The sequence below is a fragment of the Caballeronia telluris genome (genome assembly GCF_001544495.1).
In the GTDB taxonomy this organism is placed as follows: Bacteria; Pseudomonadota; Gammaproteobacteria; order Burkholderiales; family Burkholderiaceae; genus Caballeronia; species Caballeronia telluris.
Window position 1 is genome coordinate 343,728 of the sequence record NZ_FCNZ02000002.1, and the last position, 14,692, is coordinate 358,419.

The window sequence follows — 14,692 nt, forward strand, 5'->3', positions numbered from 1 at the left end:
ACAAAACCAGAAAACTCACTCCGCCCAACTCAACCCCCCGCTATACCCCACGATCAGAATCAACAGCCCAAACCCGATCCGATACCACGCAAACGCGGTGAAATCGTGCGTCGCGACATAGCGCAGCAACCAGCGCACGCAGACGAACGCACTGGCGAACGCCGCAACGAGCCCCACAGCGAACAACCCCAGATCGTTCACCGACAACGTGCGCCAATATTTCGCCAGCTCGTAGAGCGTCGCGCCGAAGATGATCGGGATCGCAAGAAAGAAGGAAAATTCGGTCGCCACGCGCCGTTCGAGGCCGAACAGCATGCCGCCGATAATTGTCGCCCCTGAGCGCGACGTGCCCGGGATCAGCGCGAAACATTGCGCGAGACCGACCTTGAGAGCGTCGGCGTAGGAAAGATCGTCGACCGAGGTCACAGTCGGCGCGACGCCCCGATCACGCTGGCGCGCCTCGGCCCACAAGATCACGATCCCGCCGACGATCAACGCCACCGACACCGGCACCGGCGAAAACAGCACCGACTTGATCGCTTTCTCGAAGAGCAGGCCGAGCACGATGGCCGGGATTGTGGCGATGACGACGTTCACGGCGAGACGCCGCGCGTCGGGCCGCGTCGGCAATCCGCTGATTATGGTGCCGATCTTGCGGCGATATTCCCAGCAAATGGCAAGGATTGCGCCGAACTGGATCACGACGTCGAATACTTTCGACTGTGCATTGGTGTAGTTCAGCAAGCTGCCGGCGACGATCAGATGCCCTGTGCTTGATACCGGCAGAAATTCGGTCAAGCCCTCCACGACGCCCAGAATCAGCGCCTTGCACATCAGAATCCAGTCCATCCGTCTGCCCTTCCGCTTTTATTGGTCGCTAATCACGGAATGCGGGCGCAGGTTTCAGCTTACTTCTCGAGAATCTGCACACGTATACCGTTTGTAAGGACCGTGATTGTACCGGGTTCATAATTCACGCCGGCGAACTGCAGTTGCTCGGGTTTGAACGTGTAGATCGGGTAGCGGTCGAGCAGTTGCGTCGCGATGAGCGCGCCCGCCGCGTTGATCTGCTGCCTGTACTGCGCGGCCTGGCCCGTGACCTGCGCGTCGTCGACGGTCGGAGACATCAGGATCACTGAATGGCTCGCGGCGTCGTAGGCGAGCTGGCTCGACAGCGTGAACACGCCGTTCACGGGATTCGGCATGAACGGCGTCGAAAGACGCGCGTCGAGCCGCACGGTCACGCGATTGCGATCCGGCGCGAGGCCGACGAGCGGATTGCTCAGTACGACATCGAAAATCTGCGAGGCCGTGCGTTGCAGCGGGAACTTGCGGGCAACCGCTTCCTGCACCTGCTGCTGCGTGAACGTGTAGTGATCGGGGATGAACGGAAAAATCGACGCCGCGTGGACGAGCGGCGCCCAGCCAAGCGTGACGGCGCTCGCGAGCGCCGCGAACAGCAACCGGCGCCGCGTCGGCGCGACGGTTTGAGTCATGCGAAATCCTCCAGAAACGATGATCTTGAGCAATGCAACGCGCAACGCGTCTTCGACCGCGCCCGCTCAATCCGGTTGCGTTTCGACTTCGAGTTGCGTGAGCCAGGCGAGCGCGTATGCGCGCGCGTCGCGAGGATCGAAAGCGTCGCCGCACATCTGCGACGAGGGCTTCAGGCCCGCGCAGCAGGCCGGCCTGCGCGGATCGCCGAAGATCATACAGCGCAGGTCGTCGCCGAGCTGGACGCAGCGCACGCCGGCCGGCTTGCCGCCGGGCATGCCCGGAATCGGGCTGGAAATGGAAGGCGCGATGCAGCACGCGCCGCAGCCTTCGCGGCAGGCGTGGGGCGCTCGGGTGGCGGGTTCAGACATGACGGTTCCGAAGACGATACGGCAACCGGCTATTGTCCCACGGCACCGCTGCGGCGATATCACGCAAGGACGCGCGCCGCTGTCTCGATAAACTCGACGGATCCGTCCAAGGCCCCGCGATGACTCACGCCAACACCCTTCACGCCAACACCCTTCACGCCAGCACCCCTCACGCCGACACCCTTTTCCGTCCCGATCTCCTCGACAAATACAGCGCGAACGGTCCGCGCTACACGTCTTACCCGACCGCCGTCCAGTTCACCGAATCGTTCGATCCGGCCCATTACCGGCGCGCGGCCGCGCAAGGCTCGGGCGACCTATCGCTCTATTTCCACATCCCGTTTTGCGACACGGTCTGCTTCTACTGCGGCTGCAACAAGGTCGCGACGAAGAACCGCGCGCATGCGCGCCCATATCTCGACCGGTTGAAACGCGAACTCGCGCTGCAGGCCGAGCTTTTCGATACGACGCGCCCGGTCTCGCAACTGCACTGGGGCGGCGGCACGCCGACGTTCCTGTCGCACGACGAGATGGCCGAGTTGATGGAAGCGACCCGCGAGCACTTCAACCTGCTGCCCGACGACAAAGCCGAATACTCGATCGAAATCGATCCGCGCGAGGCATCGCCGCGCACCATCCGCCTCCTGCGCGAACTCGGCTTCAACCGGCTCTCGCTCGGCGTGCAGGACTTTGATCCGCGCGTCCAGCACGCGATCAACCGCATCCAGCCGCGCGAGATGACCGAGACCATGCTCGCCGCGGCGCGCGACGCAGGCTTCAAGTCGGTGAGCGTCGACCTGATCTACGGCCTGCCGCATCAAAGCGTCGAGAGCTTCAGCCGCACGCTCGACGCGATCGTCGAACTCGCGCCCGACCGGCTCTCGGTGTTCGGCTACGCGCACATGCCATCTCTTTTCAAGATGCAGCGCCAGATCGACGAAGCCGCGCTGCCCTCGCCCGCCGCGCGGCTCGCGATCCTCGAACGCGTGATCCGGACACTGACGGCCGCGGGCTACGTCTACATCGGCATGGACCATTTCGCGCTGCCTAACGACGAACTCGCGCTGGCGCAAAAGGCCGGCACGCTGCATCGCAATTTCCAGGGCTACAGCACGCGCGCGGATTGCGACCTGATCGGCTTCGGGGTGTCGTCGATCGGCAAGGTCGGCGACGTGTACGCGCAGAACGCGCGCGATCTCCCGGCTTACGCCGAGGCGATCGACAGCGGGCGTCTCGCGATCGCCCGCGGCGTGCGCCTCTCCGCCGACGACCGCCTGCGCCGCGACATCATCGCGCAGGTGATGTGCCGGTCAGAACTGCACTTCGATGCGCTCGAAGCCGCGCACGGCATCGACTTCGCGAGCACCTTCGCCGACGAACTGGCGCGGCTCGCGCCAATGGAGCGCGACGGCCTGGTCGCCATCGACGCCGACGCGATCCGCGTGCTGCCCGCCGGACGCATGCTGGTGCGCAACGTCGCGATGCTGTTCGACCGCTACCTCGGGCAGTCGACGCTCGAACGCTTCTCGCGGACGATCTGAGCGGGCGCGGCGTCGATCGCGGGCGCATGCAGTATTTATTACTGCGGTGGCATAGAATGACAGCCACTCCGGGCGAGCGGTCGTGTCGCCCGCATCGCAAGCCGCCGGTCGGCGCGTGCAGCCCGCGCCGAGCGCTCACCACTCCGACACCATGCCGACCACTTCCGTCCAGTTTCCCCCGCTCGCCCAGCTGGCCGCCGACCTGCGCATCCAGCGCACGACGAGCCGCGCGCTCGTCGAACGTGCGCTGGAGCGCATCGAAGACACGTCCGGCCAGGGTTCCACCGTGTTCCTGCAGGTCGATGCCGACGCCGCCCGCGCCGCCGCCGACGCCCACGACGCGCTGCGCCGCGCTGGCACCGTGCTCTCGCCGCTCGCGGGCATTCCGGTGTCGGTGAAGGATCTGTTCGACATCGAAGGCCAGGTGACGCGCGCCGGCTCGCGCGTGCTCGCCGACGCGCCGCCCGCGAAGGCCGACGCGCTCACGGTCGCCCGTCTGCGCCGCGCCGGCGCGGTGATCGTCGGGCGCACGAACATGAGCGAATTCGCGTTCTCCGGGCTCGGCCTCAACCCGCACTACGGCACGCCGCGCTCGCCGTGGCGCGCCGACGTGAAAGGCGACGAACGCATCGCGGGCGGATCGTCGTCGGGCGCGGGAGCATCGGTCGCCGACGGCATGGCGGCAATCGCGCTCGGCACCGACACCGGCGGCTCGATCCGCATTCCGTCGGCGCTCTGCGGACTGACCGGCTTCAAGCCGACCGCGAGCCGCATCCCGACGCAAGGCGGCGTGCCGCTCTCCAGCACGCTCGATTCGTTCGGGCCGATCGGCACGTCGGTGGCGTGCTGCGCGCTCGTCGACCGGATTCTCGCCGGCCGCGAACCCGAGGTGCCCGCGACGCGTCCGCTAGACGGCGTGCGCCTCGGCGTGCTGACGAACTATGTGACGGACGGCGTCGACGAAACGGTCGCGAGCGCGGTATCGACCGCGATCAAGCATCTGTCGGCGGCGGGTGCGCTCGTCGAGGACGTGCGCTTCGCGCCGCTCGACCGCCTGCCGGAGATCAACCGTTTCGGCTTCGCGCCGATCGAGGCGTACGCGTGGCACCGGCCGCTCCTCGCCGATCACGCCGCCGCCTACGATCCGCGCGTGCTCGTGCGCATCCTGAAGGGGCAGCCCGCGAGCGCCGCCGACTACATCGACCTGCTGCACGCGCGCGCCGCGATGATCGAGGCGGCGCGCACGACGCTCTGGCAGCGTTTCGATGCGATTCTCTGCCCGACGGTGCCGGTGGTGCCACCGCGCATCGCCGATCTCGAACACGACGACGACGCCTTCGGCAAGACCAACGCGCTCATCCTGCGCAATCCGAGCGCGTTCAATTTTCTCGACACCTGCGGGCTTTCTCTGCCGTGCCATCCGCGCGGCGAGGCGCCGGTCGGCCTGATGCTCTCGGGCGCGCCGATGAACGACGACGCGCTGCTGTCGATCGGACGCGCCGTCGAAGCGGTGCTCGCCCCGACCCGCTGACTTTTTCGGGATGAGGTTCGCGCTAGAATCCTCATCATCCGCGCGCACTCTGTAGTGCTTTATCCTCGAATCGTTGCAATACATGAACAACTCTCTACACCATTTCACGATGCACGAAGAAGACCGCGTCCTGCGTCGCGAACGCCGGCTTCTGGTGCTGCTCGGTTTCGTCTGCGTCGCGCTCGTCGGCGGGGCGCTCTACCTGCAGTTCTATCACGGCGAGGACCCCTGTCCGCTCTGCATCATCCAGCGCTATTTCTTCGTGCTGATCGCCGTGTTCGCGTTTCTCGGCGCGGGATTGAACGGCTGGCGCGGCGTCGCGCTGCTGGAGTCGCTCGTCGCGCTTTCCGCGCTCGGCGGCATCGTGGCGGCGGCCCGGCACGTCTACGTGCAGGCGCGGCCCGGGTTCAGTTGCGGGTTCGACACGCTGCAGCCGGTCGTCGACAGCCTGCCGCCCGCGCGCTGGCTGCCGCAGGTGTTCAAGGTGGCGGGGCTGTGCGAAACGCCTTATCCGCCCATTTTGGGACTGTCGCTGCCGCAATGGTCGCTCGTGGCGTTCGCGGTCATTTTTCTCGCCGTCGTGACGAGCCTGCGGAGCAAGCGCAGACTGCGGGCGTCGACGATGTGATGTCCGGGCCGCGCACGCGGCGGCCTGCTCCACGCCCGCACGCGCCGCTGCGACCGCAGCGGCGGGCGCGCACCGGCGTCCTTTCCGCTCCGCCCTCCACGGGCGTCTTTTCGCTTCGCCCCTTTCCCCTATCAGCGCATCCGCATAATCTTGATATGCGAGCCGCAATATTTTTGGGATATTGCGGTGTTACCTTCGGGTATGGATGGCGATCTACGTGCGCTCAGTCCGGCTCATGTGCGAGCCCGGAACGCGTAACGCGCGCCTGATCCGCAATGTCCTGGATTCCCTGATGACAACGCAAACCATCCGATTTCTGCAGCATGGCGTCGTCCGCGAGGTCGGCGATGCGCCCGTCACGCGCACGGTGCTTCAGCATCTGCGCGAGACGCAGCAGTGCACCGGCACGAAGGAAGGCTGCGCCGAAGGCGATTGCGGCGCGTGCACGGTCGTCGTCGGCGAACTCGATGCACGCGGCCAGGTCGCGCTAAAGGCCGTCAACGCGTGCATCCAGTTCCTGCCGACCCTCGACGGCCGCGCGCTCTTCACCGTCGAAGACCTGCGCGCCGCCGATGGCGGGCTGCACCCCGTGCAACAGGCGATGGTCGATTGTCACGGCTCGCAGTGCGGCTTTTGCACGCCGGGCTTCGTGATGTCGATGTGGGCGCTCTACGAGAACCAGCCAGCGGATGCCGGCCTGCCGACGCGCGATGAAATCAACACGGCGCTGTCCGGCAATCTCTGCCGATGCACGGGCTACCGGCCGATCGTCGACGCCGCGCAGAAAATGTTCGACTATCCGCGCGCGGCGTTCGATCGCGAAGCGCTGAAGGCGTCGCTGCAAGGCATCCGTCGCACGGAAGGTTTCAAGTACGGCGCGTTGGGCGCCACGTTCCACGCCCCGGCGACGCTCGCCGAATTCGCCCGCCTGCGCGCGGCGCATCCGAACGCGCGCATTCTCGCGGGCAGCACGGACCTCGGGCTGTGGGTCACGAAGCAGTTCCGCGATCTCGGCGACGTCCTCTTCATCGGCAACGTCGACGAACTGAAGACGATCGCGCACGACGCGCAATCCCTGACGATCGGCGCGGCGGCATCGCTCGAAGACGCCTACGCCGCGCTCGCCGCCGACTACCCGGAACTCGCCGAACTCTGGACGCGCTTCGCCTCGCTGCCGATCCGCAATGCGGGCACGCTCGGCGGCAATGTCGCGAACGGCTCGCCGATCGGCGATTCGATGCCCGCGCTGATCGCGCTCGATGCGCAAGTCGTCCTGCAACACGCCGATAAAACCCGCACGCTGCCGCTCGATGCGTTCTATCTCGGCTACCAGAAGACCGCGCTCGCCGCCGGCGAATTCGTCGCGGCGATCCGCGTGCCGCGGCCGTCGGCGGATCTGCGTTTTCGCACTTACAAAGTCTCGAAGCGCTACGACCAGGACATTTCCGCCGTCTGCGCCGCGTTCGCCGTCAGGCTCTCGGGCTCGCGCGTGACAGGCGCGCGCATCGCGTTCGGCGGCATGGCGGCGACGCCCAAACGCGCGCCAGCCGCCGAAGCCGCGCTGATCGACCGCGAATGGGGCGAAGCGTCCGTGCGCGAAGCGATGGCCGCGCTCGACGCCGACTTCCAGCCGCTCACCGACATGCGCGCGTCGAGCGCATATCGCAGCAAGGTCGCGCGCAACGTGCTGTGGCGCTTCTATCTGGAAACGCGCGGCGACGCCCCGCTCGCCCTCTTCGACGTGAACGCGTTCGCGTTCGAAGCACGGGAGAACGGCTCCCTTACGGAGTTGCCATGAACAAGCTGAGCGAACCGCCCGCAGCCGGCACGCTTGCGGCGCCGGCGATCGGCGTCGGTCTGCCGCACGAATCCGCGACGCTGCACGTGAGCGGCGAAGCAACCTACATCGACGACATTCCCGAAGTGCGCGGCACGCTGCACGCGGCGCTCGGGCTGTCGCGACACGCGCATGCGCGCATCGTCGCGCTCGATCTCGACGCGGTGCGACGGGCGCCGGGCGTCGTCGCGGTGCTGACGGCGGCCGACATTCCCGGCGAGAACAATTGCGGCCCGGTGCTGCACGACGACCCGATCCTGGCCGCGAGCGAGGTGCTCTATCTCGGCCAGCCGGTGTTCGCGGTGATCGCCGAGACGCACGATCTCGCGCGGCGCGCGGCGGCGCTCGCAAAAAGCGAGGACGTCGTGCGCTACGAGTTGCTCGACGCCGTGCTCACGCCGCGCGAGGCGAAGGAAAAGAAGCAGTTCGTGCTGCCGCCGTTGCATCTGCGGCGCGGCGATCCTGACGCGACAATCGCGGCGGCGAAGCACCGCATCGCGGGCGAGTTCGAAGTCGGCGGGCAGGAGCAGTTCTATCTCGAAGGCCAGGTCGCGTATGCGATTCCGAAGGAACTCGACGGCATGCTCGTCCACAGTTCGACGCAGCATCCGAGCGAGATGCAGCAAGTCGTCGCGCACATGCTCGGCTGGCCGGCGCACAGCGTGCAATGCGAATGCCGGCGCATGGGCGGCGGCTTTGGCGGCAAGGAATCGCAGTCGGCGGTGTTCGCATGCGTCGCGGCGCTCGCGGCGCACAAGCTGCATCGGGCGGTCAAGCTGCGCGCCGATCGCGACGACGACTTCATGATTACCGGCAAGCGCCACGACGCGGTCTACACCTACGAAGCCGGCTTCGACGACGAAGGCCGCCTCGCGGGCGCGCGCGTCGAGATCGCGTTGCGCGCCGGCTATTCGGCGGACTTGTCGGGCGCGGTGGCGACGCGCGCCGTCTGCCACTTCGACAACGCGTACTTTCTCGGCGACGTCGACATCGTGGCGATGGCCTGCCGCACGAACACGCAGTCGAACACGGCGTTTCGCGGCTTCGGCGGACCGCAGGGCGCGCTCGTGATGGAAGTGCTGCTCGACGAAGTCGCGCACCGGCTAAAGCGCGACCCGCTCGACGTGCGGCGTGCGAACTTCTACGGCATCGGCGAGCGCGATACAACGCCCTACGGCCAGAGAGTCGAAGACAACGTGATCGCGCCGCTCACCGACGAACTGATCGCATCGAGCGACTATCTCGCGCGGCGCGCCACGATCGACGCATTCAACGCGACGAGCCCGGTGCTCAGGCGCGGCATCGCGTACACGCCGGTCAAGTTCGGCATCTCGTTCAACGTGCCGTTCCTGAACCAGGCCGGCGCGCTCGTGCATGTCTACAAGGACGGCTCGGTGCTCGTGAATCACGGCGGCACCGAAATGGGCCAGGGACTCAACACGAAGGTCGCGCAGGTCGTGGCGAACGCGCTCGGCGTCGCGCTCTCGCACGTGCGCGTAAGCGCGACCGACACCTCGAAGATCGCGAACACGTCGGCGACGGCGGCATCCACGGGCAGCGATCTGAACGGAAAGGCCGCCGAAGCCGCCGCGCTGACGATCCGCGCGCGCCTCGCCGACCTCGCCGCCAAGCAACTCGGCGGACGCGCGGAAGACGTGCGCTTTCACAACGGCGTCGTCGATTCGAACGGCGGCGAGATGCCCTTCAGCCAGTTGGTCGCAGCCGCGTATCTCGCGCGCGTGCAGCTCTGGTCCGACGGCTTCTACGCGACGCCCAAGGTCCATTGGGACGCGAAGACGCTGCAAGGCCATCCGTTCTACTACTTCGCGTATGGCGCGGCGGTGTCGGAAGTGGTCGTCGATACGCTCACGGGCGAATGGAAACTCCTGCGCGCCGATCTGCTGCACGACGCCGGGCAGTCGATCAATCCGGCGATCGATATCGGTCAGATCGAAGGCGGCTTCATTCAGGGCATGGGCTGGCTCACGACCGAAGAACTCTGGTGGAACCGCGACGGTCGCCTGATGACGCACGCGCCGTCCACTTACAAGATCCCCGCTGTCAGCGACACGCCCGCGGCCTTCAACGTCGCGCTCTATCGCAACGACAACGCCGAGCCGACCGTGTTCCGCTCGAAGGCGGTCGGCGAGCCGCCGCTGTTGCTGTCGTTTTCGGTGCTGCTCGCGATCCGCGCGGCGATCGCGTCGGTGGCGCCCGGTTCCGCCGACGCCCCGAAGCTGCGCGCGCCCGCGACGCCCGAAGCGATCCTGGACGCGATCGACGATTGCCGCGCGCGTTCGACGGAAGCACCCGCTGCGCACGCCGCGCAGGCAGCGCCGGTAAACTAACGCCTTTCGCCCATTTCCAGGAGCCCGATCGATGCAAGCATGGCTGCACGACCTGCAACAACTGCTCGCGCACGGCGACGCGCTCGTGCTCGTGACGGTCGCGCGCGTCGAAGGCTCGGCGCCGCGCGAGCCCGGCACGAAGATGATCGTCACGCGCGAGGACGCGCGCTACACGATCGGCGGCGGCCATCTCGAATGGAAAGCGATCGAGACCGCGCGGCAAGTGCTGAAGGACGGCATGCGCAGCCCGCGCATGCGCCGCCTCGAACGCTTCGCGCTTGGACCGAGCCTCGGGCAGTGTTGCGGCGGCGCCGTCGTGCTCGCGTTCGAGCGGCTCGATGTCTCCGATCTCGGCTGGGTCACCTCGCTCGCGAAGCGCACGGCGCAGGGCTTGTCGACCGTGCGCAGCGTGTCGTTCAGTGCCGCGCCCGACGCCGTGATGATCTCGGACCCCGAGCCGGGCGTCGCGGGCGCGGACTGTCTCTTGTGGGACGGCGCCGGCTTCGACGACAGCGGCGCGCTCCTCACCGAGACCATCGCACCGCGCGAATTCGAAGTCGTGCTGTTCGGCGCGGGCCATGTCGGCGTGGCGCTCACGCGCGTGCTCGCGACGCTGCCGTGCCACGTGACCTGGGTCGACGAGCGCGACGCCGCGTTTCCCGCGCCGCAGTTCGTGCCGGACAACGTGACGATCGAGCCGAACGACGCGCCCGATTCTGCCGTCGACGCCGCGCCGCCGAACACGTACTTCATCGTGATGACGCACAACCATCCGCTCGATCTGCTGCTTGCCGAACGCATCCTGCAACGGGGCGACTTCGCGTTCTTCGGCATGATCGGCTCGCATACGAAACGCAAGCAGTTCGAGCACCGGCTCGCGTCGCGCGGGATCGATCCTGTGCGCATCGCGCGCATGGTGTGCCCGATCGGCGTGTCCGGCATCGTCGACAAGGCGCCGGAAGTGATCGCCGTTGCAGCGGCAGCCCAACTGCTGCAGGCGGTCGAAGCCCATACCCATGCGTCATCGCAGCAGATGGCGTAACACCCTTTTAGCCTCACTCCAAAGCCCAAGAAAACACGCATGAACCCCACACTCGCCGACAAGATCGCACGCGCGCCCAAGGCCGAATTGCACATTCACATCGAAGGTTCGCTCGAACCCGAGCTGATCTTCCAACTCGCGCAGAGAAACGGCGTGAAGCTCGCCTACGACTCGATCGATGCGCTGCGCGCGGCCTACGCGTTCACCGACCTGCAATCGTTCCTCGACATCTACTACGCAGGCGCGAGCGTGCTGCTTCACGAGCAGGACTTCTACGACATGACGATGGCCTACGTCGAGCGCGCGCTCGCCGATCACGTCGCGCATGCCGAAATCTTCTTCGATCCGCAGACGCACACCGAGCGCGGCGTGCCGATCCAAACGGTGGTCGCGGGCATCGAGCGCGCGCTTGCCGACGGCGAGAAGCGCGGCATGACGAGCAAGCTGATTCTCTGCTTCCTGCGCCATCTTTCCGAAGAAGACGCGCTCGCCACGTTCGACTCCGCGTTGCCGCTCTTCGATCAGTACAAGCATCGCCTGATCGGCGTCGGGCTCGATTCGTCGGAGCAAGGCCATCCGCCTTCGAAGTTCGAGCGTGTGTTCGCGAAGGCGCGCGAGAAGGGTCTGAAACTCGTCGCGCACGCGGGCGAGGAAGGGCCGCCCGCTTACGTCTACGAAGCGCTCGATTTACTGAAGGTGGATCGCGTGGATCACGGCGTGCGCAGCATCGAAGACCCGGCGTTGGTCGCGCGTCTCGCCGATGCGCGCATCGCGCTGACGGTGTGTCCGCTCTCGAACCTGAAGCTCTGCGTCTTCGACGACATGACGAAGCACACGCTGAAGGACCTGCTCGACCGCGGCGTCGCCGTGATGGTGAATTCCGACGATCCCGCGTATTTCGGCGGCTACGTGAACGCCAATTACTTCGCGATCGTCGATGCGCTGAAGCTCTCGGACGACGAGGTCTACACGCTGCTCAAGAACAGCCTGGAAGCGTCCTTCGTGACGCCGCAAGAACGCGACGCGATGGTCGCCAAACTCGACGCATACTGGCAAGCCGCCGCATAAGAAAATGAAGATGGAAACCACAGCACCAATCGAACGCGACACCACCACGCTCGAACGCTTCTTCGGCATTCGCGCGGCGGGCTCGCGCGTGAAGACCGAAGTCGTCGCGGGCATCACGACGTTTCTCACGGCGATGTACATCATCGTCGTCAATCCGGGCATTCTTTCGCAGGCGGGCGTGCCCTTCCCCGCAGCGCTCACGGCGACCGTCATCATCAGCTTTCTCGGCAGCTGCGCGATGGGTCTCTATGCGCGCAATCCGGTGCTCGTCGCGCCGGGCATGGGCATGAACGCGCTCTTCGCGTTCGTGATGGTCCACGGCGGCAAGATGCCGTGGCAGACCGCGCTCGGCTGCGTGTTCTGGTCCGGCGTGATCTTCGCCGTGCTCGCGGCGTTCAACGCGCGCAAGCTCGTCGTCGATGCAATTCCCGCGAACCTGCGCCATGCGGTGTCGTGCGGTATCGGCTTGTTCATCAGCCTGATCGGGCTCGTGAACGCGAAGTTCGTCGTCGGCGATCCGGTCACCGTCGTGCATTCGGCGACGCTCAATCCGGTCGTCGTCACATTCCTGATCGGTCTTGCCGTCACGACCATTCTCGTTGCGCGGCGCGTGACCGGCGCGCTGATGCTCGGCATCGTGTTCACGACGATCATCGCGATCCCGATCGGCCGCTTCTGGGGCGACGGCACCGCGTACTGGCCCGCCGCGATCGCGACAAAGACGCTCGTCAACTGGAACGGCCTCTTCTCCGCGCCGGACTTCTCGGGCATCGGCCAGCTCGATCTGATCGGCTCGCTGAAGGTGATCTACTGGCCGTTCATCTTCGTGATGCTGTTCACGTCGTTCTTCGACGCGCTCTCCACTTTCATGGCGATCTCCGAAGCCGGCAAGCTGTTCGATAAGGACGGCAATCCGCGCAACATCCGTCAGTCGATGATGGTCGATGCCTTCTCCGCGCTCGTGTCCGCGCCGCTCGGCACGAGTCCGGCGAACGCTTACATCGAATCGGCGGCGGGCATTTCGGCGGGCGGGCGCACGGGGCTCGTCGCGGTCGTCGCGGGCCTGTGCTTCCTGCCGTTCCTGTTTCTCTCGCCGCTGCTCTCGCTCGTGCCCGCCATCGCGACCGCGCCCGCGCTCGTGCTGGTCGGCGTGTTCATGATGGAGTCGATCAAGCAGATCGAATGGCATCGTTTCGACGAAGCGATCCCCGCGTTCCTCGCGATGATCCTGATTCCGCTGACCTATTCGATCACCGACGGCATCGCGTACGGCTTTCTCGCGTTCGTCGTGATCAAGGCGTTCACCGGCCAGATGAAGGCCATCAAGCCGGCGATGTGGGTCGTCGCCGCGCTCTCGCTCTTGCTTCTGACCCAGCTTTAACCACGACTACATACAGTATCCGGAGACGTTGCACCATGACTCAAACCGCCTACCGCGCCCAGCTTCTGACCTTCCGCGACGACCCCGCGCACGCCGCCGACGGCGCGGTCTTCGATGAAGACGGCCTCCTGATCGTCGAGGACGGCCGCGTGGTCGCGGCAGGCGCCTATTCGGCGTTGAAGACGCGCCTTTCAGCCGATGCGACCGTGAAGACGATGCGCGACAAGCTGATCGTGCCGGGCTTTATCGATTCGCACATCCACTATCCGCAGACGGACATGATCGCGTCGCCGGCGCCGGGTCTTCTGCCGTGGCTCAACACGTACACGTTCCCGACCGAGCGCGCGTTCGCCGATCCGGCGCACGCGCGGCAGACGGCGCGCTTCTTCCTCGACGAACTGCTCTCGTGCGGCACGACGACCGCGCTCGTCTACTGCACGGTGCACAAGGAATCCGCCGACGCGTTCTTCGCCGAGAGCGAGTCGCGCAACCTGCGCATGGTCGCGGGCAAGGTGCTGATGGACCGCAACTGCCCCGAGTTCCTGCGCGACACGGCGCAATCCGGCTACGACGACAGCGCCGAGCTGATCGCGCGCTGGCACAACCGCGGACGCCAGCAGTACGCGCTGACGCCGCGCTTCGCGCCGACCTCGACCGAGGCGCAGCTCGAAGCATGCGGCGTGCTCGCGCGCGCGCACGAGGATGTGTTCATCCAGAGTCACGTCGCGGAGAATACCGACGAGATCAAGTGGGTCGAAAGCCTTTTTCCGGGCCACCGCAGCTATCTCGACATCTACGATCACTACAGCCTCTTGCGGCGTCGCGCGGTGTACGGCCATTGCATCTATCTCGACGACGCCGACCGCCAGCGCATGGCCGAAACGGGCGCGGTGGCGTCGCACTGCCCGACGTCGAATCTGTTTCTCGGCAGCGGCCTTTTCGACTTCGACAAGGCGGGCGCGGCGAACATGCCGGTTGCGCTCGCGACGGACGTCGGCGGCGGCACGTCGTTCTCGATGCTGCAGACGATGAACGAAGCGCACAAGGTCGCGCGCCTCACGGGCCATCACCTCACCGCGACGCGCATGTTCTGGCTCTCGACGACGGGCGCGGCGAAGGTGCTCGATCTCGACGACCGTATCGGTACGCTCGCGCCGGGCAGCGAGGCGGACTTCGCGGTGCTCGATCCGGCCGGCACGCCGCTGCTCGCGCGCCGCACGTCGCGCGCGGAGTCGCTCGAAGAGTTGCTGTTCGCGTTCGCCTTGCTCGGCGACGATCGCGCGGTGTTCGAAACGTATGCGGCCGGGAATTGCGTGCATCGGCGCGATGCGCGACGGGCTTCCGCGCTGGAGCTTGCGGCGTAAGCAGCCTGAACCTCGCGTCGCGGAGAATGGAAAAACGCCCTGGCAACAGGGCGTTTTTCGTTGAGACCATCACTTCAGCACGCTTTT

The 14,692-nt window shown here is 66.3% G+C and carries 12 protein-coding genes; 9 read left to right on the forward strand and 3 right to left on the reverse strand.

Translation table 11 applies throughout. From position 1 onward, the window contains the following. Window positions 1-15: 15 nt before the first annotated feature. The 3 genes from AWB66_RS04545 to AWB66_RS04555 form a co-directional block, all read right to left on the reverse strand. The gene (locus tag AWB66_RS04545) at window positions 16-849 is read right to left on the reverse strand and encodes an undecaprenyl-diphosphate phosphatase (protein WP_087629073.1); all 834 of its coding nucleotides are present in this window, start codon (window positions 847-849) and stop codon (window positions 16-18) included. Window positions 850-908: 59 nt separating this feature from the next. Next, complete coding sequence (locus tag AWB66_RS04550; RefSeq protein ID WP_087629074.1) at window positions 909-1,496, reverse strand: DUF1439 domain-containing protein; 588 nt, start codon at window positions 1,494-1,496, stop codon at window positions 909-911. 66 nt (window positions 1,497-1,562) lie between these two features. Then, window positions 1,563-1,865 (reverse strand): YkgJ family cysteine cluster protein, encoded by a 303-nt coding sequence (locus tag AWB66_RS04555; protein WP_087629075.1) that lies wholly within the window; start codon window positions 1,863-1,865, stop codon window positions 1,563-1,565. Window positions 1,866-1,984: 119 nt separating this feature from the next. Here AWB66_RS04555 and hemN point away from each other — a divergent pair, with 119 nt between their 5' ends. The 9 genes from hemN to guaD all read left to right on the forward strand — a co-directional run bounded on the left by hemN (window position 1,985) and on the right by guaD (window position 14,605). Further along, the gene (gene hemN, locus AWB66_RS04560) at window positions 1,985-3,406 is read left to right on the forward strand and encodes an oxygen-independent coproporphyrinogen III oxidase (RefSeq protein ID WP_087629076.1); all 1,422 of its coding nucleotides are present in this window, start codon (window positions 1,985-1,987) and stop codon (window positions 3,404-3,406) included. 151 nt (window positions 3,407-3,557) lie between these two features. Next, window positions 3,558-4,937, forward strand: a complete 1,380-nt coding sequence (locus AWB66_RS04565) for an amidase (RefSeq protein WP_087629077.1) — start codon at window positions 3,558-3,560, stop codon at window positions 4,935-4,937. Between the two features lie 109 nt (window positions 4,938-5,046). Further along, a complete protein-coding gene (locus tag AWB66_RS04570; RefSeq protein WP_087629117.1) occupies window positions 5,047-5,565 on the forward strand; it encodes a disulfide bond formation protein B in 519 nt (172 codons plus the stop codon). Between the two features lie 292 nt (window positions 5,566-5,857). Further along, window positions 5,858-7,363: a xanthine dehydrogenase small subunit gene (gene xdhA / locus AWB66_RS04575; protein ID WP_200818924.1), complete on the forward strand. Its 1,506-nt coding sequence runs from the start codon at window positions 5,858-5,860 to the stop codon at window positions 7,361-7,363. Then, entirely contained in the window at window positions 7,360-9,750 is a 2,391-nt protein-coding gene (xdhB, locus tag AWB66_RS04580; protein ID WP_087629079.1) for a xanthine dehydrogenase molybdopterin binding subunit, read from the forward strand. Before xdhA ends, xdhB begins: the two co-directional genes overlap by 4 nt. 31 nt (window positions 9,751-9,781) lie before the next feature. Then, on the forward strand, window positions 9,782-10,792 hold the full coding sequence (gene xdhC / locus AWB66_RS04585; RefSeq protein WP_087629080.1) for a xanthine dehydrogenase accessory protein XdhC: 1,011 nt from the start codon (window positions 9,782-9,784) through the stop codon (window positions 10,790-10,792). 39 nt (window positions 10,793-10,831) lie between these two features. After that, the gene (locus AWB66_RS04590) at window positions 10,832-11,860 is read left to right on the forward strand and encodes an adenosine deaminase (RefSeq protein WP_087629081.1); all 1,029 of its coding nucleotides are present in this window, start codon (window positions 10,832-10,834) and stop codon (window positions 11,858-11,860) included. Between the two features lie 10 nt (window positions 11,861-11,870). Continuing rightward, on the forward strand, window positions 11,871-13,241 hold the full coding sequence (locus AWB66_RS04595) for an NCS2 family permease (RefSeq protein WP_087629118.1): 1,371 nt from the start codon (window positions 11,871-11,873) through the stop codon (window positions 13,239-13,241). Between the two features lie 35 nt (window positions 13,242-13,276). Then, entirely contained in the window at window positions 13,277-14,605 is a 1,329-nt protein-coding gene (guaD, locus tag AWB66_RS04600) for a guanine deaminase (RefSeq protein ID WP_087629082.1), read from the forward strand. The last annotated feature ends 87 nt before the right edge of the window (window positions 14,606-14,692 follow it).

Bases quoted from the DNA above. Each gene is read 5' to 3' on its own strand.
- AWB66_RS04545 (WP_087629073.1), bottom strand. From the start codon at position 849: ATGGACTGGATTCTGATGTGCAAGGCGCTGATTCTGGGCGTCGTGGAG.
- AWB66_RS04555 (WP_087629075.1), bottom strand. From the start codon at position 1,865: ATGTCTGAACCCGCCACCCGAGCGCCCCACGCCTGCCGCGAAGGCTGC.
- AWB66_RS04550 (WP_087629074.1), bottom strand. From the start codon at position 1,496: ATGACTCAAACCGTCGCGCCGACGCGGCGCCGGTTGCTGTTCGCGGCG.
- xdhB (WP_087629079.1), top strand. From the start codon at position 7,360: ATGAACAAGCTGAGCGAACCGCCCGCAGCCGGCACGCTTGCGGCGCCG.
- hemN (WP_087629076.1), top strand. From the start codon at position 1,985: ATGACTCACGCCAACACCCTTCACGCCAACACCCTTCACGCCAGCACC.
- guaD (WP_087629082.1), top strand. From the start codon at position 13,277: ATGACTCAAACCGCCTACCGCGCCCAGCTTCTGACCTTCCGCGACGAC.
- AWB66_RS04565 (WP_087629077.1), top strand. From the start codon at position 3,558: ATGCCGACCACTTCCGTCCAGTTTCCCCCGCTCGCCCAGCTGGCCGCC.
- xdhC (WP_087629080.1), top strand. From the start codon at position 9,782: ATGCAAGCATGGCTGCACGACCTGCAACAACTGCTCGCGCACGGCGAC.
- xdhA (WP_200818924.1), top strand. From the start codon at position 5,858: ATGACAACGCAAACCATCCGATTTCTGCAGCATGGCGTCGTCCGCGAG.
- AWB66_RS04595 (WP_087629118.1), top strand. From the start codon at position 11,871: ATGGAAACCACAGCACCAATCGAACGCGACACCACCACGCTCGAACGC.
- AWB66_RS04570 (WP_087629117.1), top strand. From the start codon at position 5,047: ATGCACGAAGAAGACCGCGTCCTGCGTCGCGAACGCCGGCTTCTGGTG.
- AWB66_RS04590 (WP_087629081.1), top strand. From the start codon at position 10,832: ATGAACCCCACACTCGCCGACAAGATCGCACGCGCGCCCAAGGCCGAA.